Below are 25,378 nucleotides of genomic sequence, written 5' to 3'. Positions count from 1 at the left end.
CCGCACTTGCGAAGCCCTTTTGTATTCAAGCCCGTGAAACGCGGTTACTGATCAAGGAACGAGCGCATCTTGCGGCTGCGGCTCGGATGCTTGAGCTTGCGCAAGGCCTTCGCCTCGATCTGACGAATGCGTTCGCGAGTCACCGAGAACTGCTGTCCGACTTCCTCAAGGGTGTGATCGGTGTTCATGCCGATGCCAAAGCGCATGCGCAGCACACGTTCTTCGCGCGGAGTGAGGCTGGCAAGGACACGCGTGACCGTTTCCTTGAGGTTTGCCTGGATCGCCGCGTCGACCGGGATGATCGCGTTCTTGTCTTCGATGAAATCGCCGAGGTGGCTGTCTTCCTCATCGCCGATCGGCGTTTCAAGGGAGATCGGCTCCTTGGCGATCTTCATCACCTTGCGAACCTTTTCGAGCGGCATCGACAGACGCTCGGCCATTTCCTCGGGCGTCGGCTCGCGGCCTTGCTCGTGCAGGAACTGGCGGCTGGTGCGGACCAGCTTGTTGATCGTCTCGATCATGTGAACCGGGATGCGGATCGTGCGCGCCTGGTCGGCGATCGAGCGGGTTATGGCCTGACGGATCCACCACGTGGCATAAGTCGAGAACTTGTAGCCGCGGCGGTATTCGAACTTGTCGACCGCCTTCATCAGTCCGATGTTGCCTTCCTGAATGAGGTCGAGGAACTGCAGGCCGCGGTTAGTGTACTTCTTGGCGATCGAGATCACGAGGCGCAGGTTTGCCTCGACCATTTCCTTCTTGGCGATGCGCGCTTCACGCTCGCCCTTCTGGACCATGTTCACGATGCGGCGGAACTCGCCGAGCGACATGCCGGTGGCGGCCGCAATGTCGGCGATTTCAGCGCGAATGCGCTCGACGGGGGTCGATTCGTTCGCTGCGAAGGCTGCCCAGCGCTTGTCGCGCGTGGCGAGGCTCTGCAGCCAGCCATCGTCGAGCTCCCGACCCATGTACATGTCGAGGAAATCCTTGCGCGGCACCTTGTGGCGCTCGGCCAGGCGCAGCATCTGCCCGCCAAGTGTCGTGAGGCGACGATTGAAGGCATAGAGATTGTCGACGAGGTATTCGATCTTCGAGGCGTGGAACTGAACCGATTCCACCTGCGCCGTCAGATCCTCGCGCAGCTTCTGATACTGCGTTTCCTTTGCGGCGGGGAAGTCGTTGCCATTGCCCAGTGCATCGAGGCGTTCGGCCTGGATCTTCTCGAAGGCGCGGAACAACGAGGTGATCTCGGCAAAACGCTCAAGCGCGGCGGGCTTGAGCTGCGCTTCCATCTGCGCGAGGCTGAGGGTGTTGTCTTCCTCCTCTTCCTCGGCGGGACGGGCGCGGCGCTCGCGCAGTTCGTCATCCTCGTCGTCGGCGGATTCCTCCTCCTCGACGTCCTCTTCTTCCTTGAAGGTCGGGCCAGCCGTGGCTTCGCTGATCTCGGGCTCGGCCTCTTCACCATCTTCCGACAGATTTTCCGGCTGTGGCTCCTTGGAAAGCATCGCGTCGAGATCGAGAATCTCGCGCAACTGCATTTCACCGGCGTTCAGCGCGTCGGACCACTGGATGATAGCATGGAAGGTGATCGGGCTTTCGCACAGGCCCATGATCATCGTGTCGCGCCCTGCTTCAATGCGCTTGGCGATGGCGATTTCGCCCTCGCGGCTGAGCAGTTCGACCGCGCCCATCTCGCGCAGGTACATGCGCACCGGGTCGTCGGTCCGCTCGACCGTTTCCTTGCGCTTGATGACATCGGGGCGGTCTTCGACGGTCTCCGCTTCGTCGAGTTCGTCGTCCTGGGCCTTCTCCTCCGGATCGACCGCGTCCTCGTCGCTCTCGACGATGTTGACGCCCATTTCCGAGATCGCGGCCATGATGTCCTCGATCTGCTCGGAGGACATCTGGTCCTGGGGCAGGGCCTCGTTCAATTCGTCATAGGTGATGATGCCGCGGCGCTTGGCGCGCGCGATCAGCTTCTTGATCGATGCATCGTTGAGGTCGATCAGCGGAGCATCGCCGCTATCGGTCTTGTCGTTCGAAGCCATTTAACCCAGGTACCACCATCCGAGATCCGGGCCGAGGGCGGCCCGGGTTGCGCCATTGCTATAATTATAACGCAGCACGAGCACGGCCCATTTGCCCCAAACGGGCAAGCAATGCCAGCCTTCGCTGCAACAATCTCTGCTGTTCGGCAAAGCTTTCGTCGGAAAACTCGGCTTCATGGCGTTTTGTCGCGGTTCCGAGCGCCTCTTCGACGGCCGGTAGTTCGACAAGGAGGGCAATTGCCTCGGCAAGTTCCTCGCCTGCCGAATCACCGCCACTACCAAGAAAGCCGAATCGCATTCCGGCGTAGTCCTGCGCCGACGGGAGCCGAAGTCCTCGCTCCAGCAATATGGTGCGCAGGCGCTGGCTTTCAAGCGGCTGGCCTGAATCGGCGAGCACGAGAAGTGCATCGATTACGGCGCAAGTGTCTGGATTTTCTGGCCGAAGTCGCGCCAGCGCTTCGGAATGCCGGGCGACATGCTGCGGGTTGCAGATCAGGCCATCGATTACGGCGGCAAGCAGGCTGCTGCTTGGCCCGGTTCCGATCCGCAGCATTCTCGCCTTGTCGTGCTCGGCCAGCGGGGCAGGGGCAGGCTTCCACGGCTGGCCTTTGGCACGTGGTCCATTCCCCTGACGAGGCTGAAATGGCGGTCGCTCCTTGCGGGCAAACGCCAGTTCGCCAAAGCGTTCGGTAAGCTCTCGGCGATAGAGCGACTTGATGTCGGGGTGCTGGATGGTGTCGCAATGCGCCAGCAATCGTGACTTGAGGCCAGCCTTGTCCTCAGGCGTCGTCAGCGGGGCGGCATCCCGTTCGGTTTCCCAGAGTACATCAACGAGGCTGCGCGCTTCGTCGAGCAAACCTTCCATGGCCGCCGCACCCTGTTTCTTGACGACATCGTCGGGGTCCATGCCGGCAGGCAAGGTAACGATGCGCAACGAGTGGCCAGGGCGGAGCAGGGGCAAGGCGCGAGTGATCGCACGCATGGCGGCGCGCTGGCCGGCGCTGTCACCGTCAAAGCACAGGGTGGGCGTTTCTACCAGACGCCACAGCCGTTCGATCTGGTGCTCGGTCAATGCCGTGCCGAGCGGAGCGACAGCCTCGCCGATACCGGCGGCGGCCAGCGCGACAACGTCCATATAGCCTTCGACCACCACGACGCGCCCGCTCTGGCGCGAGGCAGGGCCGGCGCGGTGCAGGTTATAGACGGTGCGGCCCTTGTCGAAGAGCGGGGTGTCGGGGGAGTTGAGGTATTTCGGCGCGTCAGTCTTTTCCGCAGTCAGGATGCGCCCGCCAAACGCGATCACGCGTCCGCGCGGGTCAAGGATCGGCAGCATCAGGCGGCCCCGGAATCGGTCGTAGGGTTCCTTGCCCTCGACCACGATCCTGAGGCCTGCCTCGATCAGCATCTCGTCCGGAAATGCTGAGAGCGCTTCTTTCAGCGCGGTCCGGCTTTCAGGGGCGAAGCCGAAGCCGAAATCGCGCACGATCTGCGCCGGGAAGCCGCGCGAGGCGAGATAGCGGCGGGCCTCGCCGCCGCGTTCCTCTGCCAGACAACGCACGAAGAAGGCCTGCGCTGCCTGCATCACGTCATGCAATGACTTTTGCTGCTCGGCCTTCTTGGCCGCACGCGGATCGGGAGCGGGGACTTCCATCCCCGCCTGCAGCGCCAGTTCCTTCACCGCTTCCATGAAGGGCAGGCCCTGATGGTCGGTCATCCACCGGATGACATCGCCATGCGCGCCGCAGCCGAAGCAGTGGTAGAAGCCCTTCTCGTCGTTGATCGTGAAGCTTGGCGTCTTCTCGTTATGGAACGGGCAGCAGGCCTTGAACTCCCGCCCCGCCTTGGTGACGCGAACGCTACGCCCGATCAGGCCCGAAAGCGAGATGCGCGAACGCAGTTCGTCCATCCATTGCGGGGAGAGGCTCATGGTGCCGTCAGGCCGAAAGTGCTGCCTTCACCAGGCCACTGGCCTTGCCCATGTCAAGCTGGGTGCCGTGTTTGGCCTTGAGTGCGGCGACCACCTTGCCCATGTCCTTCATGCCCGCAGCGCCAGACTCGGCGATGATCGCGGCGATTGCAGCGCGAGTGTCGTCCTCGCTCATCTGCTGGGGCAGGAATTCCTCGATCACGGCAAGCTCGGCCTTCTCTACATCGGCGAGTTCCTGCCTGCCGCCCTGTTCGTAGAGCGTGATCGATTCGCGACGCTGCTTGGCCATTTTCTGCAGCACATCGGTCACCAGCACGTCATCTTCAGGCACAGCCGACGCAGTGCGCAGCTCGATGTCCTTGTCCTTGAGCTTGGCAAGGATCAGGCGGACGGCGGCAAGGCGAGGCTTGTCGCCGGCTTTCATGGCGGAAACCTGCGCGGCCTTGATGGTATCGCGGATCATGTAACTGCATTTCCTGTGAGGTTGCCGCCGTCATGGCGGGAAACCTCCCATGTAGGCCAAACTTTCGGAAATCGCTAGGTTGACGCTGCGGCAATGCAGGTCTAGCAGCCGCCCCTTAGCAACATCGCCAGAACACCTGCCAACGGAGCGCCCCATATCATGGCCGACCCCGCACTTTCGCACGCGCCTCAACCAGATGGCGCGACGGGAGTCCTCGTACTTGCCGATGGGTCTGTTGCCTGGGGACGTGGTTTCGGTGCTACCGGCGCCGCCGTGGGCGAGGTGTGCTTCAACACCGCGATGACCGGCTATCAGGAGGTGATGACCGATCCGTCCTACGCGGCGCAGATCGTGACCTTCACCTTCCCGCATATCGGCAACGTCGGCACCAATGCCGAAGACATGGAAAGCCATGATACGCCGGGCGCGGTTGGTTGCGTGGTGCGCGAGGACGTGACCGATCCGGCCAACTTCCGCAGCGCCAGCACGTTCCAGCAGTGGATGGAAAAGCAGGGCAAGATCGGCATCTCGGGTCTCGATACCCGCGCGTTGACTCGCCGCATACGCATGAGCGGCGCGCCCAACGCGGTGATTGCCCACGATCCCAAGGGCGAGTTCGATATCCCTGCGCTGATCGAGCGCGCCCGCAACTGGCCGGGCCTTGAAGGCATGGACCTTGCCCGCGTCGTCACGCGCGATGGGCAGGAGAGCTGGGAAGGATCGGTCTGGCATCTCGGCAAGGGCTTCGGCCGTAGCCCCCATGACAAGCGCCCCCACGTCGTTGCCATGGACTTCGGCGCGAAGGACAACATCTTCCGCAACCTCGTGAAAGCGGGCGCGGCGGTGACGGTGGTTCCGGCCGAGACCTCGCTGGAAACGATCCTCGAATTGAAGCCCGATGGCGTGTTCCTGTCGAACGGCCCGGGCGATCCGGCGGCGACCGGCGCCTATGCCGTGCCGGTGATCCAGAAGCTGCTCGAAGCCGACATGCCGATCTTCGGCATCTGCCTCGGCCACCAGATGCTGGCGCTTGCCGCCGGTGCCCGCACCACCAAGATGCACCAGGGCCACCGCGGCGCGAACCACCCGGTCAAGCGCTTAGGTGACGGCGTGGTCGAGATCACCTCGATGAACCACGGCTTCGCGGTCGACAACGCGCCGGGCGCTTTGGGCGAGAACGTGATCGAAACCCACGTCTCGCTGTTCGATGGCTCGAACTGCGGCATCGCGGTGAAGGGCAAGAAGGCGTTCGGCGTGCAGTATCACCCCGAGGCAAGCCCCGGCCCGCAGGACAGTTTCTACCTGTTCGAGAAGTTTGTAGCGTCGCTCGGTTGAGCGGCTGACACCCTGAGATTTCCCTCTCCCGGCGCGTTTCCACATGTCGGGGGCTGAAACACGAGAGCGATAATGCCCAAACGCACTGACATCTCCTCGATCCTGATCATCGGCGCCGGGCCGATCATCATCGGCCAGGCTTGCGAGTTCGATTATTCGGGCACGCAGGCGGTGAAGGCGCTCAAGGAAGAGGGCTATCGCATCATCCTGGTCAACTCGAACCCCGCGACGATCATGACCGATCCGGACATGGCGCACGCGACCTATGTCGAGCCGATCACGCCCGAAGTCGTCGCCAAGATCATCGAAAAGGAGCGCCCCGATGCGCTGCTGCCGACGATGGGCGGACAGACCGCGCTGAACACCGCGCTGGCGCTGTTCAACGATGGCACGCTCGAGAAGTTCGGCGTGCAGATGATCGGTGCCAATGCCGATGCCATCGACAAGGCCGAGGACCGCCAGCGCTTCCGCGAGGCGATGGACAAGATCGGTCTTGAATCCGCCCGCTCGGGCGTTGCGCACACCATCGACGAGGCACTCGAAATCCTCGAGCGCACCGGCCTGCCTTCGATCATCCGCCCCAGTTTCACCATGGGCGGCACCGGCGGCGGCATTGCCTACAACAAGGAAGAGTTCGTCAAGATCGTGAAGGGCGGCCTCGAAGCCAGCCCCACGACTGAAGTCCTGATCGAGGAATCGCTCCTCGGCTGGAAGGAATACGAGATGGAGGTTGTCCGCGACAGGAAGGACAACTGCATCATCATCTGCTCGATCGAGAACGTCGATCCGATGGGCGTTCACACCGGTGACTCGATCACCGTCGCCCCGGCGCTGACGCTGACCGACAAGGAATACCAGATCATGCGCAATGCATCGATCGCGGTTCTCCGGGAAATCGGCGTGGAAACAGGGGGTTCGAACGTACAGTTCGCGGTGAATCCCAAGGACGGCCGCCTGATCGTCATCGAGATGAACCCGCGCGTGTCGCGTTCTTCGGCGCTGGCATCGAAGGCTACCGGCTTCCCGATCGCCAAGGTCGCGGCCAAGCTCGCCGTGGGCTACACGCTCGACGAGATCATGAACGACATCACCGGGGCCACCCCGGCGGCGTTTGAACCCACCATCGACTACGTCGTCACCAAGATCCCGCGCTTCGCCTTCGAGAAGTTCAAGGGCGCTGAGCCGCTGCTTGGCACTGCGATGAAGTCGGTGGGCGAAGTCATGGCCATCGGCCGCAACATCAAGGAATCGATGCAGAAGGCCCTGCGCGGGCTGGAAACCGGCCTCGATGGCTTCAACCGCGTCGTCGGCCTCGAAGGCGCCAGCCGTGACGAGATCACCGCCGCACTCGCCCGCGCCACGCCCGATCGCCTGCTGGTGATCGCGCAAGCGTTCCGTGAAGGCCTGTCGGTCGACGAAGTTCACGCCGTCACCAAGTACGAGCCGTGGTTCCTGCGCCACATTCACGAGATCGTCGAGGCGGAGCAGATCATCCAGCGCGATGGTCTGCCCAATGACGCGGCTGGCCTGCGCCGCCTGAAGGCCATGGGCTTCTCGGACAAGCGCCTCGCCACGCTCGCCGTGCGCGGCATCGGCGTTGCCGGTGGTCTGGGTGAGACCCAGGCCAAGCGGTCGGGCCTGCTGCATGATGTACTCTCGGCCATGGCCGGTGCCACCAGCGAAAGTGAAGTGCGCGCGCTGCGCCACAAGCTTGGCGTGCGCCCGGTGTTCAAGCGGATCGACAGCTGCGCGGCCGAGTTCGAGGCGGTAACGCCTTACATGTACTCGACCTACGAAGGCGCGCTGTTCGGCGAGCCGGAGAACGAGGCCGCGCCGACGGACGCCAAGAAGATCGTCATCCTCGGCGGCGGTCCGAACCGCATCGGGCAGGGCATCGAGTTCGACTATTGCTGCTGCCATGCCTGCTTTGCGCTGGGCGATGCCGGGTTCGAGACCATCATGGTCAACTGCAACCCGGAAACGGTTTCGACCGACTACGACACCTCGGATCGTCTCTACTTCGAGCCGCTGACCGCCGAAGACGTGCTGGAGATCCTCGCCGTCGAACAGTCGAAGGGGGAACTCGTTGGCGTGATCGTGCAGTTCGGCGGGCAGACTCCGCTCAAGCTGGCGCAGGCGCTGCAGGACGCAGGGATCCCGATCCTCGGCACTTCGCCGGACTCGATCGACCTTGCCGAAGATCGTGAGCGCTTTGCCGCGCTGGTTGCCAAGCTTGGGCTCAAGCAGCCGCAGAACGGCATCGCGCGCAGCCGTGACGAAGCCGTCGCCGTGGCCAGCCGCATCGGTTACCCGGTGCTGATCCGTCCGAGCTACGTGCTTGGCGGGCGTGCCATGGAAATCGTCGACAGCCAGGCGCAGCTTGATGACTACATCGCCACCGCCGTGCAGGTTTCGGGCGACAGCCCGGTGCTGATTGACCAGTACCTGCGCGATGCGATCGAGTGTGACGTCGATGCGCTGGCCGATGGTGACGATGTCACCGTAGCGGGCGTGATGCAGCACATCGAGGAAGCCGGGATCCACTCGGGCGACAGCGCCTGCACCCTGCCGCCTTACAGCCTGCCCGCCGACATCATCGCAGAGATGGAGCGTCAGGCCGTCCTGCTCGCTCGCGGCCTCAACGTGCGCGGGTTGATGAACATCCAGTTCGCGATCAAGGACGGCGAGGTTTACCTGATCGAGGTGAACCCCCGCGCCAGCCGCACGGTGCCGTTCGTGGCCAAGGCCGTGGGCACGCCCATCGCCAAGCTCGCCGCGCGGGTGATGGCTGGCGAGAAGCTTGCCAACTTGCCCGCAATCAAGCGCGAGATCGATTACATGGCGGTCAAGGAAGCCGTGTTCCCGTTCGCACGCTTCCCCGGCATCGATCCGGTGCTTTCGCCGGAAATGAAGTCGACCGGTGAGGTCATGGGCGTCGACAAGACCTTCGCGGTGGCCTTCGCCAAGTCGCAGCTGGGTGCTGGCACCAAGCTGCCGCAGGGCGGGACGATCTTCGTCTCGGTCAAGGACAGCGATAAGCCGGTGATTCTGCCCGCCGTGCGCAAGGCTATCAGCCTCGGCTTCAAGATCGTCGCGACCGGTGGCACGGCGCGCTATCTGCAGGATGCAGGCCTGATCATCGAGCGCGTCAACAAGGTCGCCGAAGGGCGCCCGCACATTGTCGACCGGATCATCGATGGCGACATCGCGCTGATCTTCAACACGACCGAAGGCTGGCAGAGCCACAAGGACTCGCAGTCGATCCGCGCCTCAGCGCTGAACTCGCGTGTTCCCTACTTCACCACGGCTGCCGCATCGGTTGCGGCAGTGGAGGCGATCGAGGCACTTCGCTCTGCCGAACTTGAAGTGCGTTCATTGCAGGACTATTATGCTTGAACCTTATTAGTCCCCCGGCATTGTCATGAGACTGGTCCGGCTCGGCGCATTCGGCGTCGGTCGGCGGGGGCAGGTTTTCCCTTGATTGCCGCAACGGCAGGCAAGGCGTGACAGGAAAGAGAGTTGCGAATGGCGAGTGTGGAAAAGCTGCCGATGCTTGCAGAAGGCTACGAAAAGCTGACTGCCGAGCTGAAAGCGCTGCGTGAGGAGCGCCCCCGCATCGTTGACGCGATCGAGGAAGCGCGGGCTCATGGGGATCTTTCGGAAAACGCCGAGTATCACGCGGCCAAGGAACGTCAGGGTCAGGTCGAGGCCACGATTGCCGATCTTGAGGACCGGGTAAGCCGCGCCCAGATCATTGACCCGACGACCCTCTCGGGAGACAAGATCATTTTCGGCGCCACCGTCACGTTGCTCGACGATGACGAGAAGCCCGTGCGTTATCAGATCGTCGGTCCTTACGAGGCTGATGCCAAGAAGGGCATGATCAGCTACAACTCGCCGCTGGGCAAAGCTCTGATCGGTCGCAAGGTCGATGAAGAGATCGAGGTTACGGTGCCTTCCGGAGACAAGTTCTATCTCGTTCAGAAGATCGAATTCATTTGACGGCGATATCGGTCCAGCAAAAAAGGCCCCGGAGCGATCCGGGGCCTTTTTGCTTTTGTCACTTGATCAGGCCGAAGGAAGGTTCGGCTCGAGCAAGCGGTGCAGGTGCACGATCACATAGCGCATTTCGGCATCGTCCACCGTCTTCTGCGCGGCACCGCGCCAAGCCTCTTCGGCGCTGGCATAGTCCGGAAACACGCCGACCATATCGATAGCCTTGAGGTCCACGAACTCGAGGCCTTGCGGGTCTTTCACCCGGCCGCCCATGACCAAATGTAGCTTTTGCATTTGCGACTTTCTCTTGGGGAGGATTCAAGCCTCCCCTTGCAAAAAGTCCCGCATCGCGCAAGTCAGGCTATCGGGCAGGGCTCCGCCTTTTCCGGGTCAGTTCTTCACCTTCGCAGAAAGTTCGTTGATCTTGCGCAGGGCGATCTCGCTTGCCTCTACGGCGGCTGCGCGCGCGATTTCAGCCAGATCGATTGCCTTGCGCTTCGCCTCGGTGCCGCTTTCGCTCAGTCGACCACCGACGGTTCCGCCGACTTCGGACAGCTTTTCGCTCACCGATCCGCCGACCTCCTCGATCTTGTGAAAGCCGTCACGACCGGCGTCCCGGGCCTTTGTCGCATAGTCGACGGCAAGCTGGCTTGCGACGGCAGCAAGACTTGCGGCGCTCTTGCGCAGGCTGTCAGAGGTCTTTGCGCCCTTACGGCTTCCCGAAGGAATCGCACGGGCAACAAGCGCACCAAGCAGGATCCCCGCCGCTACCGAGGCAACCGGATGCTCCTCGATCAGGCCCTTCACTGTTTGGACGGGCTTTGCATTGGCAGTACGCTCGGCCAGCCGATCCTTCGCCGCCGTGACCTTGTCACGCAGGCTCTCAACTTCGGGATTGGTGATGTGGTCTTCCATGTGTGTCTCCTCAACGGATCCGGTCGAGTGCCTTGTCGACCAAGTCCTGGATAGGTTGGCGGAACAGCCAGGCGAGCAGAGCCGCAACCGTTGCGCCTAATATGGCCTTGTTGTCGGTGGCGACGTCGCGGGCGGTGTCGATGATCTCGCTGGCTTCGCCGACTGCGCGTTCCTTGATGCGCCGTGGTGAGACCTCGATCCGCGCAAGTTCGACGTCGCCCTTGAACACGGCGAGAGCTTCATCGCGCAGCGCCTTTGCGCTCCGCAGGCGATCCTGATCGGTCATGCCGCATCCTTCCCGGCTAGACCGCTTCGGACGTAACGAACCGCTTTTGCGGCGCGCAGCAGGCAGATAGCAGTCAGGATGGCCAATAGACCGCCAACGATGGCAAGCGAGCCCCAAAAACCGACATACTGGGCAAGGGCCATCAGCAATCCTACGACGATCGCCAGAAGCGTGAAGAAGCCGAACGCCAGCCCGAGAATAACAAGGACAGCGATGCGTTTCACCGCTCCCAGACCGAACGCTGCCTGCTCCTTGCGGTAGGCAAGCTCGGCTTGGAAAAGCGTTTGGCCATCGTCGATCAGCGCTTTGATCGCACCGCTAAGGCCTTCATCGTAAGGGGCGGGATCCTCCCGCACAGGTCCCTGCGAGGAACTGGACGAAACGACCTTCGCCGCTTCGTCATCGTTCATTATGGTTTCGCTCATCGCTTCGCAGCCGGACTGTCGCGCCAGCGATCAGTCGTCCGATCCGCCAGAGAGCAGGCGAGCGATCGCGTAGCCCGCGATGGCAGCCACACCGATGGCAACGCCCGGGCTCTTGCGGACAAATTCCTTCACGTCCTCGCCAAGTTCGCCCAGATCCTTTGAATCCAGCTTTGCTGCAGTTTCCTGGATCGAGCGCGCGGCAGTCCGTGCATAGTCGCCGTATTGCACGCCCAGCTTCTCGTCGATCGTCGGCGCTGTGTCCGAAATCGTCTTGCCGAGTGACGAGAGCGCGTCGCTTGCGCGGGTCTTGCCTTCGACCGCGAGTGCCGCGCCCTTTTCCTTGGCCTGACCTGCATAGACCTTGGCCTCATCGACCCAGTCAGAGGTAGTTCCTGCTACCTTTGCCTTGTATTCCGCACTCTTTTCCAGCGCTTCGCCCTTCAGCGCCTCGGCACCAGCCTTGGCTTCTTCGATTGCCTTGGTGAAACGGCCCTTTGCGGTTTCAGCGTTCTCCGATGCCGAAGCCTTCACCTCGTCCACCGTATCGGCGACGCGGTTCGTGAGATCATCGGCGGTGGGAGTTGTGGTGTTGGCCATGTCTCGTATCCCTTCAGCTTAATGCGAGGTTTGTGAACCCGCGATATGGGCGGTCTACGTCATCTTGCTAGACCATGTTCGATCAATGCAAGCTTATTGAAGACGTATGCCACCCTTGTGGAATTGTTGCAGTGCAAACGCGGCTTGCCTGCCACGGTTCCAGCCGATAGGAGCCGCGCCGAAAGCTGGCGTCCTCGGGACGCCCTACTGCAGGGAGCAGACCATGACCGCGATCATCGACATTCATGCGCGTGAAATCCTCGACAGCCGTGGCAATCCCACTGTCGAAGTCGACGTCCTGCTGGAAGATGGCAGCTTCGGCCGTGCGGCAGTTCCTTCGGGCGCTTCGACCGGAGCACATGAAGCGGTCGAGCTGCGCGACGGCGACAAGGCTCGCTATCTTGGCAAGGGCGTCACCAAGGCGGTAACCGCAGTCAATTCCGATATCGCCGAATGCATTCTAGGCATGGATGCCGAAGACCAGCGCGATATCGACCTGGCCATGATCGAACTCGACGGCACCGAGAACAAGGCGCGCCTTGGAGCCAACGCCATCCTTGGTACCAGCCTCGCCGTGGCAAAGGCCGCCGCTGACGCGCGCGGTCTGCCGCTCTACAGCTATGTTGGCGGTGTCGCAGCGCATGTCCTGCCCGTGCCGATGATGAACATCATCAACGGCGGCGAACACGCCGACAATCCGATCGACTTTCAGGAATTCATGGTCATGCCGGTGGGCGCGCCTTCGCTGGCCGAGGCGGTGCGCTGGGGTGCGGAAATCTTCCACACGCTGAAGAAGGGCCTCCACGAAAAGGGGCTGGCAACCGCAGTTGGCGACGAGGGCGGTTTCGCGCCGAACCTTGCGAGCACGCGCGATGCGCTGGACTTCATCATGGCCTCGATCGAAAAGGCTGGCTTCAAGCCGGGCACCGACATCAAGCTTGCCCTGGATTGCGCCGCGACCGAGTTCTTCAAGAACGGCAAGTACGAGATCAGCGGCGAAGGCCTCTCACTCTCGCCTGATGCCATGGCCGATTACCTTGCCGCTCTGTGCGATGCCTACCCGATCATCTCGATCGAGGACGGCATGAGCGAGGACGACTTCGAGGGCTGGGCAGCACTTACCGCCAAGGTCGGCAAGCGCGTTCAGCTTGTCGGTGATGACCTCTTCGTTACCAATCCCAAGCGTCTTGAGATGGGTATCGGCAAGGGTCTGGCAAACTCGCTGCTGGTCAAGGTCAACCAGATCGGATCTCTGACCGAAACACTCGAAGCTGTCTCGATCGCGCAGCGTAACGGCTACACCGCCGTGATGTCACACCGCTCGGGCGAAACTGAAGACGCCACGATCGCCGATCTGGCGGTTGCAACCAACTGCGGCCAGATCAAGACGGGCTCGCTCGCCCGTTCGGACCGGCTTGCCAAGTACAACCAGCTGATCCGCATCGAGGAAGAACTGGGTCTGTCGGCGCGCTATGCCGGTGCCGCGGCATTCGGCCGGCTCGGCGCCTGAGGCTGCGCCAAGCGTGAAGTAGTAAGGGCGGGGCAGGGCCGAACAGTGGCCTTGCCCCGTTTTTCGGTCATTGGGCCATACGGTACGATTGCTGTCCGGCATCGTCCTCGCTGCGCGCTTCGCCACTTATTTCGGCGAAATACGCGACCATCTTTTCATAACCGTCGGTCGAAAGGCGCACGAATACGCGGCGGGCGTCGTTCGTGTCGTTTTCGCGCACGATCAGGCCCTTTTCTTCCAGCACGGTTAGCCACCGCAAGGCCGTGGTGGCAGGTACCGCGGCGCCGATGCACGCACTGGTGACCGGCAGGCGCTTGCGATCCTTTGCCGCAATGAACAGGTCCAGCAAGATGTCCCAGGCAGGTTCGCCGAACAACGAGGGATCGGCAAAAACCGTCGCCCGCCGTCGTCGGTCGCGATAATTGGCGCGGGCATGTTCGGCCCAGATCGGACTGTCCTTCGCAGGCGAAAAGCCGATAGCATCAGCTTGCCGTCCATCCGCCTCGGTGAGCTCAAGCTCATGGGCTATGGCGAGAAGTTCGTTGGCGGCATTTATCAGGCGTCGTGCTTTTGCCTTCAGTAACTCCGTGTTCATCACCAAGCCCCCGATCGTGTGCAAAACCAATGCCGCAGTACGAAATTGCAGTCCGTAGCGTGCATGACGACAATGTCACTTTCAGACCTAGTCGGGCATCTCCTAAGTAGTCTTCCCTAAAAGATCCGATAATGATAAGAAAAAGTCATTGAATTGCATAATTTGCAGAGCCTGATTGGAAATTACCTCTCCATAATCGACCTAATGCGGAGTAATCTCTTGGGGGCAGCAATCACTTTCGGTTCGGATCCAGGAGATAGCGCCACACGCCCCAAGCGTTGATGGCAAGCAATGCTGCATTCTGGATGACGAGCGATGCGGCTGAATGGACAAGCCCCGAAGCAATCCACATCATCGCCACAGCACAGAACAGGACAAAGCCCCATCCGGTCGCACGTCGACCCATGTCGGCGGCGACCATGCTTGCTGCCACGATCGTGCCGATTGCAGCAGCCCACTCTAGCAATCCGTCCATCGCAACCGTCTCCCGTGCCGGAGCCTTGCCAGTTGCGGCTCCTGTGCCGGTTACCAGAAGTGGTGGCGAGGGTTCCGCCAGCTTGATCTGATCGGTCAATTCAATGTGGCTTCCATCGCTGGATGGGTTCTGTCAGCTTGGCCAAGGAGAGAACGACATGGCAGAATTTCCTGTGCGGGCCCGCGATGTTGATCCAGCATGGATCGAAGCGCAGCTCGCTCGCGCTGGTGTGCTGGGCGATGCGCGGATCACCGACCTGGCCTGGGAGCCGATCGGCACGGGGCAGGTGGGCGATACTGCAAGATTTTCTTTGCGGTATGACCGTCATGATGGTGCGGTTCCCCAAACGCTTGCAGCAAAATTTGCCGCTGCTGATCCGACCAGCCGCCAGACTGCAGCGTCATTTTCGCTCTATCGCAAGGAAGTGATGTTCTACCAGCAGGTCGCGCACTTGACTGGCGTGCGGGTGCCGCGCGTCTATGCGGCCGAGGTTGATGCCGATGGTTGCGATTTCGTGCTGCTCTTCGAAGACCTCGGACCTTGCTGCGCAGGCAACCAGCTTGACGGATGCAGCTTCGAGCAAGCGCGTCAGGCAGTGCTCCAGGCCGCCGCGCTCCATGCACCGACCATGGACCATCCGCTGCTCGATGCCGATTGGCTGCAGCCGAACGATGCTGCGCAACAAGTGTTGCGAACCTTGTATCCGAAGGCTCAAGCGGTCTTCCGCGAGAGGTATGCCAGCGAACTGGCACCGGAATTCATGGCGATCTGCGAAGATCTTGCTGACAATCTGGAGTTGTGGTTCGACAGAAAGCCCGCCCGCCGAAGTTTCCTGCACGGTGACTTCCGTTTGGACAACATGCTGTTCGATGTCTCTGGCGGTGCCGAACCCATAGCGGTCGTTGACTGGCAAACTGCGGCAGCCGGCTGCAACATGACCGACATCGGCTATTTCCTGGGGTGCGGCATCGGGCCTGATTTGCGCCGCAAGAGCGAGCGGGCGTTGCTCGACGCTTACTGTGCGGAAATGACGAGGCTGGGGGTGCCGCTGCAAACTGCGCAGGTGTGGGAAGACTACAGCATCGGCGCGTTGCACGGCGTGTCGACCGCCGTTTTCAGCGCAGCCTTTGTGGTCCGCACCGAGCGCGGCGATGCCAACTTCCTGTCGATGGCACGCGGAGCGTGCGATCTCGCGCTAGAGCACGACAGCATGGGTAAACTGAAGCGCCGCATGGAGCATGTCTGATGTTGACCAAAGGTGATGATTTTCCGCTGCATCAGACAAGTGAGCCGATTGCCTACGCAGGCACCGATCGCAATTTCTATGACCGCTATTTCTTCAACGGATACGCGCCGGATGGCTCGGGGTTCTTCGCGGTTGCCTTCGGCGTCTATCCGCATCTCAACGTCGCCGATGCCCATTTCTCGTGCATTCGCGATGGCATTCAGCATAACCTCCATGCTTCTCGCGAGCTCGGCATGGAACGGTTCGACCTGACCGTCGGCCCCATAACCATTGAAGTGGTCGAGCCGTTGAGAGTCCTGCGGGTCAGAGTGCAGGGCCAAGGCATTACCGCCGAATTGACGTTTACAGGCCGTGCCTTCCCGATCGAGGAGCCACGCTTCGTCCATCGCATCGGTCCGCGCACATTCATGGACTATACGCGGCTCACGCAGAACGGCCGTTACCAAGGCTGGATCGAGGTCGACGGACAACGCACCGAACTGGCAACCGGCACCGTGGGGACGCGGGACCGGAGCTGGGGTGTCCGACCGGTCGGCGCCTCGGACACGCAGCCCCACGGGCACGGCGTAGTCTCGTCGTTCTTCTGGCAGTGGACGCCGGTAAACCTGCCCGAGCGCAGCCTGTTCTTCCACATAAACGCTGATCGTCATGGCGCGCCCTGGAATACCCGCGCCGTGATCGCCCCGGACGGGGCTGGACACGACCAGTTCTACGAAACACCGGCCGCATCGATGTATTCGCCACTTCAGGCCGGGACGCGGTGGCCCGCGTCGGGCGATCTGGAGATCAAGACCCCCGAGGGGCCGCTGCGGCTCAAGTTCGAACCGATTGTCCGCTTTCAGATGCGTGGCCTCGGCTATACCAGCCCGAAGTGGGGCCATGGCCTTTATCACGGTCCGCTCGTGGAGGAACGAGAGGAGTGGGCGCTCGGCTCACTCGACCCTCTCGATCCAAGCATGCAGAACCTCCACGTACAGATGATCTCCCGCGTCACGACCAGTGACGGCGAGAGCGGCATCGGCGGCTTCGAGCAGCTCGTGATCGGTCCTTACGATCCCTGGATGCTCAACGGCTATCTCGATGCACCGGACCGCTAGACTGGCAGGGCTGGCGCTGGTCGGTCTTGTCTTCGGGACCGGCTTGGCCATTGCTTCGCTCAAGCATGGCGGTTCTGGCGGTGAAAGCCATCAGGGTTGGAGCGGAAGCCGTGTTACGGGATCAGCCGATGCCGGGCCGATTCTGCGCGCCCGCGTTGCCCTGACGGGACTGCTTGCGCTCAACCGCAGCCAGGCGATCTATTTTACCCGCAACATCGACGATTTGGGCGAGCCGCTGCGAGAGGAGTGCCAGTACCGCTTGTCGGGCGGACCTCTGCCGGGAAAATGGTGGTCGATCACTGCCTATGCGGCAGACAATTTCCTGCCACGGAACAGCGATGAAGCGCTTTCTGTCGATGCCTCCGAAGTCACGGTCGATTATCGCGGGAACTGGCAGGCCGAAGCCGGGCCTGTGCCCGCACCGGGTTTGCCGTGGCTGTCAACACGCGCCGCCGGCCGATTCGATCTGACCTTGCGGATCTACAATCCGACGCGAAGGGCGCAGGACGATTTCTCCTCGATCCAATTCCCGCGAGTCGAACGCGTTTCATGCGGAGACACGCAATGAGACGTGCTATGCGAAACCTACTCGTTGTCGCGGCCACGGCGGGAATCGGCTATGTAACGACGGTCGTCGCAGTCCCGCATGTGATCATGCACGTTGCCATGAAAAGGCTGTCCGACGATGGTCGGCGCATCAACACCTTCCAGTTCGCTGACCGCACGACGTCTGCTTCGCGCGCTATCGTCAGGCCGTCTCCTGATCTTGCCTACGCCAGTTGCGTCTATGACCTGTCGGATGGCCCGATTGTCGTGGAAGTTCCGCCCACGGAAGGTGGCGGATATGTGTCAGTGTCGGTCTTCGCCGCCAACACCGACAATTTCGCCGTTGTGGATTCCCTTACCAATCCACGCGGCATCCGCTTCGTCCTGCAGGAACCGGGCAAGCGCTTCCATCCGCGCAACATTCCCGTGATCTATTCGCCGACCAGGCGCGGCATAATTCTCGATCGCAGGCTTGCGCCGACGCTGGCGCAATTCGCACGCGCAGACAAGGCGCGCCGCGGTGACCGCTGCGCGCCCGGATGACCGTTCAGGCCCAGCGCTGACGCAGCGCGAGTAGAGCGAGTGCCGCCTTCGCCGCTTCGCCGCCCTTGTCCTTCTGCGCGGGATCGGCGCGCACCAGTGCCTGCGCCTCGTTCTCGACGGTGAGAATGCCGTTGCCAATCGCGACGCCATCCATCGTCAACGCCATGATCCCACGAGCGCTTTCGCCCGCCACGATCTCGAAGTGGTAGGTCTCGCCGCGGATCACCACGCCGATCGCGACGTATCCATCGTAGTCGCCTGACTGGTCTGCGAGGGCAATGGCGCCGGGAATCTCGAGCGCGCCCGGAACCGTCACGACGTCGGCCTGATGGCCAGCATTCTCAAGGGCCGACTTGGCGCCCGCGACAAGCATATCGTTGAGGTGGTCGTAGAAGCGGGCTTCGACGATGAGAAACTTGGCCATGTGATCGATCCCTTGTGCGTTGAAGCGTGAGTGGAAGCGCTATGCCTCCCACCTTTGAAGCGGCCTTTAATCAAGCGGGGTCGTAATTGCCAACCGTCAAACAGAGCGCGACTCAGTATTTCCTGTTCGTTTCCGAACGGCGCGATTCGCAGGTTTCCTGCACCTCCATATCGCAGTATAATCGGAAATCACATCAAGATGACACATTGTAGGACAATAACACATATAAATGTCATGCATTTTCATGCATTCCTGACAAAATGGTCCGTTCCGTTAACCGCCTTCCCTTACGGAAACCCGTATTTTTAATTATCCGGTTGACAAAGAATCCTTGCCGATATGTCCTGTGTCACAGGCAACCCGCGGTCAATGACGGGTGTCGCTGGAGAGAGAGGTCTGAGCTATGAGGGGCAAGCTTTCACTGCTTGTCGGCGCATCCGCCGCAGCTATTTCAACCCCGGTTTTCGCACAGTCGACCGACGGAAGCGGTCTTGAAGAAATCATCGTTACGGCACAGCGCCAGGCACAGTCGCTGCAGGACGTGCCAATCGCCGTTTCGGCTTTTTCGGCCGAGAACCTTGAAAAACAGCAAATTCAGAACTCGTCCGACCTGCAGCTTTCGCTGCCCAACGTAACGTTCACGAAGACGAACTTCACCTCGTCCAGCTTTACCATCCGCGGCATTGGCGACCTGTGCGTCGGCGTTTCGTGCGATGCTGCCACTGGCATCCATCTCAACGACATGCCAATGGTTTCGAGCCGCCTGTTCGAAACCGAGTTCTTCGACCTTGAACGTATCGAAGTGCTGCGTGGTCCGCAGGGCACCCTGTTCGGTCGCAACGCTACATCGGGCGTGGTCAACATCATCACGGCCAAGCCTGACCTTTCGGGCTTTGGGGCATCGGGCGAAATCGACTACGGTCGGTTCAACTCCGTTCGTGCGCGCGGCATGGTCAACGTGCCTCTGGGCGAAACGCTCGGCGTTCGCATCGCTGGCATGTACAACAAGCGCGATGGCTACACTTACAACATCGGCACCAACAGCCGCATCGACGGGCGCGACATGTACGCATTCCGCGGATCGCTGCGCTGGGAGCCGAGCCCGGACACCACCATCGATCTGTCTGCCTACTACTTCCGCGAGAACGACAATCGCAGCCGCGTCCAGAAGCAGCTCTGCCATCGCGATCCCACAGGCGTTCTAGGCTGCTTGCCCGACAAGCTCGCCAACGAGACGACCAACGCGGACTCGACCCTGGCCGCTTTGCTCACGTCACGCGAATTCTTCGGTATCGCGGTTTCGCCGACCTTCCGTCCGCTTGGCCTTGGCAGCATCTACGGTGATGACGGCGACAACTTCTCCGGCGCCGTAAACCCGACCGACGTCCGCACGGTCAACATTGACTACCTGCCGACCTACTTTGCCGAAGAAGAAGTCTATCAGGGCAAGCTGCAGCAGGCTCTCGGTGACAAGCTGACGCTCAATGTCACGGCCGGCTATTCGCGCAACGAAGTTCGCAGCCGCACCGATTACAACCTCGCCGTCGAGCGCAGCCTGGTTGGCAATCCCGGTCTGTTCGCGCTTGCCGCCTTTGCCCAGAACCCGGCGCTCGGCTTCGCATTCGCGCCCATCGCCGCACGGCTCATTCCAAATGGCCCAACCGGCAATGTCTGCCAGTCCGATATCGATCCTAACAACGTCGGCGTGTTCGGTTCGGGCAACAAGGCGATTTGTGCCAATACTTCGCTCGATTTCGATGAATCGAGCCAGACGTACAAGCAGTACGCTGCCGAAGCACACATCGACTCCGATCTTGACGGCATGTTCAACTTCCTGATCGGCGCGAACTACCTGCGCGGTGTTACGACGAACAACAGCTACTACGTCAACTCGTTCGGTTTGGATTATGCCTCCGGTCTGCTCGGGGCAGCAGCCGCTGCCAGCGGCACATTTGGGCGTAACGCCGTCTTCCGTCCGTCGCCGTTCTTCCGCAACAACACCGATCGCGGCACGCTCGACAGCTATGGTATCTTCGGTGAAACCTACTTCAAGTTCAGTGACAAGGTTAAGCTGACCCTTGGCCTCCGCTACAACCACGACAAGAAGTTCACCCGTGCCCGCACCACGCTGCTCAGCGATGGTCTGTCCAGCGAGTTTGCCGGCGGCAACGCGATCTATGCGCTGGTCGGTGCCGACTCGCTGGAAAAGGCTCTGAACTATGCGACGGCCGATTTCGACAAGGGCACGGCAGGCGTACAGCCCTTCCAGGAGCGTTCGGTCAGCTTCGGTCGCATGACCGGTCGCGCCGTGCTCGACTTCCAGTTGACACCGGACAACCTGATCTACCTGTCCTACTCGCGCGGCTACAAGTCAGGCGGCATCAACCCGCCGCTTTCGGTTGGCTCGGTGAACGACTCGTTCAAGCCCGAAAGCGTCGACGCGTTCGAAATCGGTTCGAAGAACCGGTTCGGTGCGCTGCAACTCAACCTGTCGGGCTTCTACTACCGCTACAAGGACCTGCAGCTTAGCCGCATCACTGCGCGTACGTCGGTCAACGACAACATCGATGCCGACATCTACGGCGTCGAGGCCGAAGCCATCATGGCGCCGGCACGCAATCTGCTGGTCAACATGTCTGCCAGCTATCTCAAGACCAAGGTCGTGGGAGACCAGCTCTTCGTCGACACGCGCGACCCGTCCGCAGGCCGTTCCGACACCGTGATCATCAAGGACATCACGCTCGGTTCCAACTGCGCGGTGACCGGTGCCAACGCGACCGCTGCCAACGCCTTCGTCAACGCCATCAATGCTGGCGTCGGCTTGCGCCCGACGACGCCGATCCCTGGCACCAACACCACCGGTGCCTTCTCGATCTGCGGCGCGCTGGCAGCTCAGGCAGCAGCCATCGGCAATGCATTTGGTGGCATCCGGGTAAGCTCGGGCATCGAGAAGAACGTCCGCGGAAATCAGCTTCCGCAAGCGCCAGAGTTCAAGTGGACGGCCGGTATCCAGTACACGATGGATATGGGCGAGATGACCTTGGTCCCTCGCTTTGACATCAACTACACCGGTGAAAGCTACGGCACGATCTTCAATGGCAATATCAACCGGATCAAGGGCTACGAGGTTCTGAACGCCCAGATCCAGCTGAATGGCAAGGATGATCGCTGGTTCCTGCGTGGCTACATCCAGAACATCGGCAACAACAACGCGACCACTGGCCTTTACGTGACCGACCAGTCGTCTGGCCTGTTCACCAATATCTTTACGCTGGAACCGCGCCGCTACGGCGTCGCAGCCGGCTTCAAGTTCTGAACTTCGCCGTCGAACCAGACGCGAACACTCTGGCGCCGGGACCTTCGGGTTCCGGCGCTTCTTTGTGCGCAAGTGCAGCCGAAGCTAAAGCGCGGCGCGCATTCCGCTGAAGCTGGTGGAGGGGTGGTGGTGGACGCACTAGGGCTCGAACCTAGGACCCGCTGATTAAGAGCCATGATCAGAGGGTCCTAGCGTGTCCGCATGTGTCCAAAAATGGCGGAAATCTGCGATTCATAGTCCGCATTGTTCTTGAAATGTTCGCCAGTATCCACTACAAAAAGCTACCTAAGGTAGCAGGTACATATGGCGAACAAAGTAGGTTTGACGGACGCAAAGATCGCAGGACTAAAGGCGCCGGCGGCTGGTCAAATTGAGCTGGCCGATGGTATCGTCCCCGGCCTGAGGCTCCGCATGGGCGCCAGTGGTATCAAGACGTACATTCTGCGCAAGCGGGTTCAGGGCAAGTGGTTGAATGTGACCATCGGACGCCATGGTCAGAGTTTTACCCTCGCCCATGCGCGTAAGAAGGCGCGCGATCTGCTTGTCGATGTCGAGCAGGGCAAGAGCATTGCCAGGAAGCCGGGTGCTAAGAGGAAGGGGTCAAAGGGCGTCGGTACGGTTGCCGAGCTCTACGAGACGTATCTGTCCCAGCAGATCGAGGGCAAAAAGCGCAGCGCGAGGGAGTTTGATCGGGTCTTCCGAAAGTACATTGAGCCCGAGCTGGGAGACCGCCTCGCGGACTCCATTACCCGAGGTGACGTGAGCCGCTTTGTTGAGAAGATCGCATTCGAGCGGGGCAAGGAAACCCTGACGATGGCGCGGATCGTCTATCGCCATCTTTCGACCTTCTACACGTGGGCACTTACCAGACTCGAGCATATGCCTGCTAATCCCTGCCGGGACGCGTGGCGTCCGAAGCGGAATGAACCTCGTGATCGCGTACTCAGCGACCGAGAACTCGCGGCGCTATGGCAATCTGCGGTCGAGGATGGCTATCCGTTCGGTCACCTTGTGCAGATGCTTGTCCTTACGGCTCAACGCCGGGGAGAAGTGCTCGATGCAGCTTGTGACGAGTTCGATTTCAAGGCGAAGGTCTGGACCGTCCCGGGCGACCGAGCGAAAAATGGCAAAGCGAATGTGGTGCCGCTGTCCGCGCAGGCTCTTGCAGTCGTCACAGAGGTATTCATGGCCGCAGGGATCGACCCTGACGACGCTCACAAGCAATCCCAGATACTGTTGGCATCGAAGGTCACCAGCACGAACAGCGTTAGCGGCCTCTCGAAAGCATGGAAGCGGATCAGAGCAAGCGTGGACGAGAAGCTCGGCTACGAAGCCGGTCACTTCACAATGCATGACATTCGGCGGACGGTGGCAACTGGCCTCCAGCGTCTCGGCATACCTCTGGTGGTTTCTGAAGCGGTCCTCAATCACCAGTCAGGATCAGCTATGGCCGGTGTGGCGGGGGTCTATCACCGACACCAGTATACCAACGAGAAGCGCGAGGCGTTGGCGTTGTGGGGTAAGGAGGTAATGCAGATTGTAGCCAAGTACCCAGCCGAGGCCAAAAGCGGCTAAACTCCCGTGCAGTCGCTTGCCTGCAAAATGGTCCAGCCAAGCAACAATCCGTCAATTGCCTCTGTTTCGGCTAACTTGGGGATAGACCGCTAAAAGCGCCAATGGCGAAGGACGTTGCGGACATATCCGGGCGTCTCGCCATTCCGCGGTATACCGCCCGCGCGTTCGACTGCACCTGGACCGGCATTGTAGGCTGCGACAGCGAGGTGAACCACGCCGAACCTGTCGAGCATCTGCCTCAGATACCGCGCCGCGCCGAAGATATTGGCCATGGGGTCAAATCGATTGAAGACGCCGAGTTCCTTTGCCGTTGCTGGCATCAGCTGGCCAAGGCCCACAGCGCCTGCCGGACTGACAGCAAGGGGGTTATAGCGGGATTCCGTCCAGACGAGCGCGTCGAGCAGGCCGGTAGGCAATGAATACTTCGCTTCCGCCGCATAGACGTGGGGCAGGTAGCTCGCCCGCCGAAACCCGGATGGGGCAGTTTTGGCCTTGGGCTCGTATCTGTACGGCAGGTTGACCCGTCCATTTTCTGCAACGCTCAAACTTGGTGCTGGGGCGGCTTGCGCGGATTGCCAGAACCCATGCTCGACCAACTGAAATCCGTTCGATGCTTCGGCAATCCGAATGCCGCCTGAAGGACCGGCATGTTGCTCCGGTAAATCTGGCATTGGCAGTTCCTGGGCATTGGCAGGCATGGCTGATGCGATGGCAATGCCAAAGATCAAAAGGGCTTTCATTGTCATTTCTCGATCCTTCTATAGCCGAATCGAGTGAGAACATATAAAGAACACACGACGTAGGAAAATGCTTTGGCGCTGGTGCAGAGCGGAGGCTGCACGGGAAGGGCACCTCAACCGGAGTAGGTCGATGCCCCAGCTAGAGAAAAGTCATCAACTCGAACGCCGTGCCCGCACGATTGTCGAACGCCTCAAGGGAACATGGCGCCAGGGCAAGGGCATGTGCTGCTGTCCTGCCCACGACGACCGCACACCGTCGCTCAGCGTGACCTTGGGGCGAAAGGCCATCCTGTTCCATTGCTTCGCCGGATGTTCGAATGAGGACGTCATTGCTGCATTGGATCGCCAGGGCGTTCGCAGCCGAGAGCTCTTTGATGGTTCTGGCCCTGGGACAGCTGATCGGCAAAATCAGAGTGACTTCAGTCCCAATGCGCGACGCTTGTGGCAATCGGCTTCGGCGATCTCCGGCAGCCCGGTCGAACGATATCTCGCACAGCGCGGTCTCCAGCGCGCATCTGACCAGTTCCGCTACCTTGAACGTACGCCGCTCGGGCCACGCGGGGCAGTTAAGTTTCTCCCTGCGATGCTGGCCGCAGTCACGACTGACATTGGCGTTATCGCAGTACATAGGACATTTCTCGATGTGGCGAGTGGCAAGCTGGCCGGCTTCGAGCGACCCAAGCGTGCGCTTGGCAGTCTCGGCTTTGGTGCCGTCAGAGTTGCTCCCCCGGTGCAGGGGAGGCTGGGCCTTGCCGAAGGTATCGAGAGCGCCCTCTCAGCCATGCAGCTCTTCGGGATCCCCTGCTGGGCGACGCTTGGAAACGAGCGGTTCGGTCTCGTCTCGATCCCGGAGAGCGTGCGCGAACTCTTCCTGTTCATCGACAATGACGCCGGAGGTGCTCACGCCGAGGAGCGCGCGCTGAAGGCCTACGCTGCGCCTGATCGCGTTATCCACTCACGCGCGCCAGTCTCACCCGGTTTTGACTGGAACGACGAATTGAAGTCGCGGCTCGCCCGACAACCCGATCCGTCGAGCAGAGGGGAGGGGGCCTTCGGCTGATTGAGGCCTGCCCACCCGCAGGACCTCGTCAGGAGGTTCCCATGTCCAACTCATCCCTCGCCTTTGCCTTCGATGACCCATCACCGCCTGTTGTTGTGATGGCGGCCCAGACCATGGCTTCTGAGCTGGCGGGAGGCCGCGCGCTTTCACGCAGCGACGTCACGTGTAGATTTCCGCTGAGAATTGACCCGGTATTTCCATCGAGAATTGACCCGGGTGATGGTATGTCCCGCAGAGCGGGTTTTGGGTCAAGCTGGTG

The 25,378-nt window shown here is 61.1% G+C and carries 24 protein-coding genes and 1 tRNA gene; 12 read left to right on the top strand and 13 right to left on the bottom strand.

Annotated elements, in window-relative coordinates:
- Positions 1-44: 44 nt before the first annotated feature.
- The 3 genes from rpoD to B9A23_RS16575 form a co-directional block, all read right to left on the bottom strand.
- Positions 45-2,048, bottom strand: coding sequence for an RNA polymerase sigma factor RpoD (gene rpoD / locus B9A23_RS16585; RefSeq protein WP_084280142.1), 2,004 nt, complete (start codon positions 2,046-2,048; stop codon positions 45-47).
- Between the two features lie 64 nt (positions 2,049-2,112).
- Positions 2,113-3,975 carry a DNA primase gene (gene dnaG / locus B9A23_RS16580; protein ID WP_084280141.1) on the bottom strand — a complete coding sequence of 621 codons (1,863 nt, stop codon included), beginning with the start codon at positions 3,973-3,975 and terminating at the stop codon, positions 2,113-2,115.
- Positions 3,976-3,982: 7 nt separating this feature from the next.
- Entirely contained in the window at positions 3,983-4,438 is a 456-nt protein-coding gene (locus tag B9A23_RS16575; RefSeq protein WP_084280140.1) for a GatB/YqeY domain-containing protein, read from the bottom strand.
- Between the two features lie 159 nt (positions 4,439-4,597).
- Between B9A23_RS16575 and carA the strand changes: the two genes are divergently transcribed.
- From carA to greA, 3 genes are all read left to right on the top strand, one after another.
- Positions 4,598-5,773 carry a glutamine-hydrolyzing carbamoyl-phosphate synthase small subunit gene (carA, locus tag B9A23_RS16570; RefSeq protein ID WP_084280139.1) on the top strand — a complete coding sequence of 392 codons (1,176 nt, stop codon included), beginning with the start codon at positions 4,598-4,600 and terminating at the stop codon, positions 5,771-5,773.
- A 72-nt stretch (positions 5,774-5,845) separates the two neighbouring features.
- Positions 5,846-9,169: a carbamoyl-phosphate synthase large subunit gene (gene carB, locus B9A23_RS16565; RefSeq protein ID WP_084280138.1), complete on the top strand. Its 3,324-nt coding sequence runs from the start codon at positions 5,846-5,848 to the stop codon at positions 9,167-9,169.
- A gap of 129 nt (positions 9,170-9,298) precedes the next feature.
- Positions 9,299-9,775: a transcription elongation factor GreA gene (gene greA, locus B9A23_RS16560; protein WP_084280137.1), complete on the top strand. Its 477-nt coding sequence runs from the start codon at positions 9,299-9,301 to the stop codon at positions 9,773-9,775.
- A 66-nt stretch (positions 9,776-9,841) separates the two neighbouring features.
- Here greA and B9A23_RS16555 read toward each other — a convergent pair whose 3' ends face one another.
- From B9A23_RS16555 to B9A23_RS16535, 5 genes are all read right to left on the bottom strand, one after another.
- Complete coding sequence (locus B9A23_RS16555; protein WP_084280136.1) at positions 9,842-10,063, bottom strand: DUF4170 domain-containing protein; 222 nt, start codon at positions 10,061-10,063, stop codon at positions 9,842-9,844.
- A gap of 96 nt (positions 10,064-10,159) precedes the next feature.
- A complete protein-coding gene (locus B9A23_RS16550; protein ID WP_084280135.1) occupies positions 10,160-10,684 on the bottom strand; it encodes a hypothetical protein in 525 nt (174 codons plus the stop codon).
- A 10-nt stretch (positions 10,685-10,694) separates the two neighbouring features.
- Positions 10,695-10,970 carry a hypothetical protein gene (locus tag B9A23_RS16545; RefSeq protein ID WP_084280134.1) on the bottom strand — a complete coding sequence of 92 codons (276 nt, stop codon included), beginning with the start codon at positions 10,968-10,970 and terminating at the stop codon, positions 10,695-10,697.
- Complete coding sequence (locus tag B9A23_RS16540; protein ID WP_084280133.1) at positions 10,967-11,395, bottom strand: phage holin family protein; 429 nt, start codon at positions 11,393-11,395, stop codon at positions 10,967-10,969. The genes B9A23_RS16545 and B9A23_RS16540 overlap by 4 nt, the downstream gene beginning before the upstream one ends.
- A gap of 30 nt (positions 11,396-11,425) precedes the next feature.
- Positions 11,426-11,992: a hypothetical protein gene (locus B9A23_RS16535; RefSeq protein ID WP_176218030.1), complete on the bottom strand. Its 567-nt coding sequence runs from the start codon at positions 11,990-11,992 to the stop codon at positions 11,426-11,428.
- A 223-nt stretch (positions 11,993-12,215) separates the two neighbouring features.
- Between B9A23_RS16535 and eno the strand changes: the two genes are divergently transcribed.
- Positions 12,216-13,502 (top strand): phosphopyruvate hydratase, encoded by a 1,287-nt coding sequence (eno, locus tag B9A23_RS16530; RefSeq protein WP_084280132.1) that lies wholly within the window; start codon positions 12,216-12,218, stop codon positions 13,500-13,502.
- A 67-nt stretch (positions 13,503-13,569) separates the two neighbouring features.
- Here the strand turns inward: eno and B9A23_RS16525 are convergent, their stop codons facing one another.
- Entirely contained in the window at positions 13,570-14,097 is a 528-nt protein-coding gene (locus tag B9A23_RS16525) for a helix-turn-helix domain-containing protein (RefSeq protein ID WP_084280212.1), read from the bottom strand.
- Positions 14,098-14,329: 232 nt separating this feature from the next.
- A complete protein-coding gene (locus B9A23_RS16520) occupies positions 14,330-14,671 on the bottom strand; it encodes a hypothetical protein (RefSeq protein ID WP_254895162.1) in 342 nt (113 codons plus the stop codon).
- Between the two features lie 58 nt (positions 14,672-14,729).
- Between B9A23_RS16520 and B9A23_RS16515 the strand changes: the two genes are divergently transcribed.
- From B9A23_RS16515 to B9A23_RS16500, 4 genes are read left to right on the top strand one after another with little or no spacing between them, the layout of a single operon-like run.
- Complete coding sequence (locus B9A23_RS16515) at positions 14,730-15,818, top strand: phosphotransferase family protein (protein ID WP_084280210.1); 1,089 nt, start codon at positions 14,730-14,732, stop codon at positions 15,816-15,818.
- The gene (locus B9A23_RS16510; protein ID WP_139797521.1) at positions 15,818-16,915 is read left to right on the top strand and encodes an Rv3169 family protein; all 1,098 of its coding nucleotides are present in this window, start codon (positions 15,818-15,820) and stop codon (positions 16,913-16,915) included. Before B9A23_RS16515 ends, B9A23_RS16510 begins: the two co-directional genes overlap by 1 nt.
- The gene (locus B9A23_RS16505; protein WP_084280130.1) at positions 16,899-17,483 is read left to right on the top strand and encodes a DUF1214 domain-containing protein; all 585 of its coding nucleotides are present in this window, start codon (positions 16,899-16,901) and stop codon (positions 17,481-17,483) included. The genes B9A23_RS16510 and B9A23_RS16505 overlap by 17 nt, the downstream gene beginning before the upstream one ends.
- An 8-nt stretch (positions 17,484-17,491) precedes the next feature.
- Positions 17,492-18,004 (top strand): DUF1254 domain-containing protein, encoded by a 513-nt coding sequence (locus B9A23_RS16500; protein WP_176218029.1) that lies wholly within the window; start codon positions 17,492-17,494, stop codon positions 18,002-18,004.
- A gap of 4 nt (positions 18,005-18,008) precedes the next feature.
- Here B9A23_RS16500 and ribH read toward each other — a convergent pair whose 3' ends face one another.
- On the bottom strand, positions 18,009-18,428 hold the full coding sequence (gene ribH, locus B9A23_RS16495) for a 6,7-dimethyl-8-ribityllumazine synthase (protein ID WP_084280128.1): 420 nt from the start codon (positions 18,426-18,428) through the stop codon (positions 18,009-18,011).
- A gap of 403 nt (positions 18,429-18,831) precedes the next feature.
- Between ribH and B9A23_RS16490 the strand changes: the two genes are divergently transcribed.
- On the top strand, positions 18,832-21,744 hold the full coding sequence (locus B9A23_RS16490; RefSeq protein ID WP_084280127.1) for a TonB-dependent receptor: 2,913 nt from the start codon (positions 18,832-18,834) through the stop codon (positions 21,742-21,744).
- Positions 21,745-21,871: 127 nt separating this feature from the next.
- On the opposite strand, the gene B9A23_RS22885 is transcribed toward B9A23_RS16490, so the two are convergent.
- A tRNA-Ser gene (locus tag B9A23_RS22885) sits at positions 21,872-21,953 on the bottom strand.
- Between the two features lie 94 nt (positions 21,954-22,047).
- Here B9A23_RS22885 and B9A23_RS16485 point away from each other — a divergent pair.
- Positions 22,048-23,319 (top strand): tyrosine-type recombinase/integrase, encoded by a 1,272-nt coding sequence (locus B9A23_RS16485; protein ID WP_084280126.1) that lies wholly within the window; start codon positions 22,048-22,050, stop codon positions 23,317-23,319.
- An 89-nt stretch (positions 23,320-23,408) separates the two neighbouring features.
- Here B9A23_RS16485 and B9A23_RS16480 read toward each other — a convergent pair whose 3' ends face one another.
- Positions 23,409-24,065, bottom strand: coding sequence for a lytic transglycosylase domain-containing protein (locus B9A23_RS16480; protein ID WP_084280125.1), 657 nt, complete (start codon positions 24,063-24,065; stop codon positions 23,409-23,411).
- A 124-nt stretch (positions 24,066-24,189) separates the two neighbouring features.
- Here B9A23_RS16480 and B9A23_RS16475 point away from each other — a divergent pair, with 124 nt between their 5' ends.
- Together B9A23_RS16475 and B9A23_RS23080 are read left to right on the top strand one after the other, a co-directional pair.
- Entirely contained in the window at positions 24,190-25,119 is a 930-nt protein-coding gene (locus B9A23_RS16475) for a DUF7146 domain-containing protein (RefSeq protein WP_084280124.1), read from the top strand.
- A gap of 41 nt (positions 25,120-25,160) precedes the next feature.
- On the top strand, positions 25,161-25,378 hold a 218-nt coding region (locus tag B9A23_RS23080), incomplete at its 3' end, for a DUF3819 domain-containing protein (RefSeq protein WP_217806616.1).

The sequence above is a fragment of the Novosphingobium sp. B1 genome, assembly GCF_900176395.1.
In the GTDB taxonomy this organism is placed as follows: domain Bacteria; phylum Pseudomonadota; class Alphaproteobacteria; order Sphingomonadales; family Sphingomonadaceae; genus Novosphingobium.
Note: the sequence above shows the minus strand (reverse complement) of the source record. Positions and strands in the feature narration are given on the sequence as shown.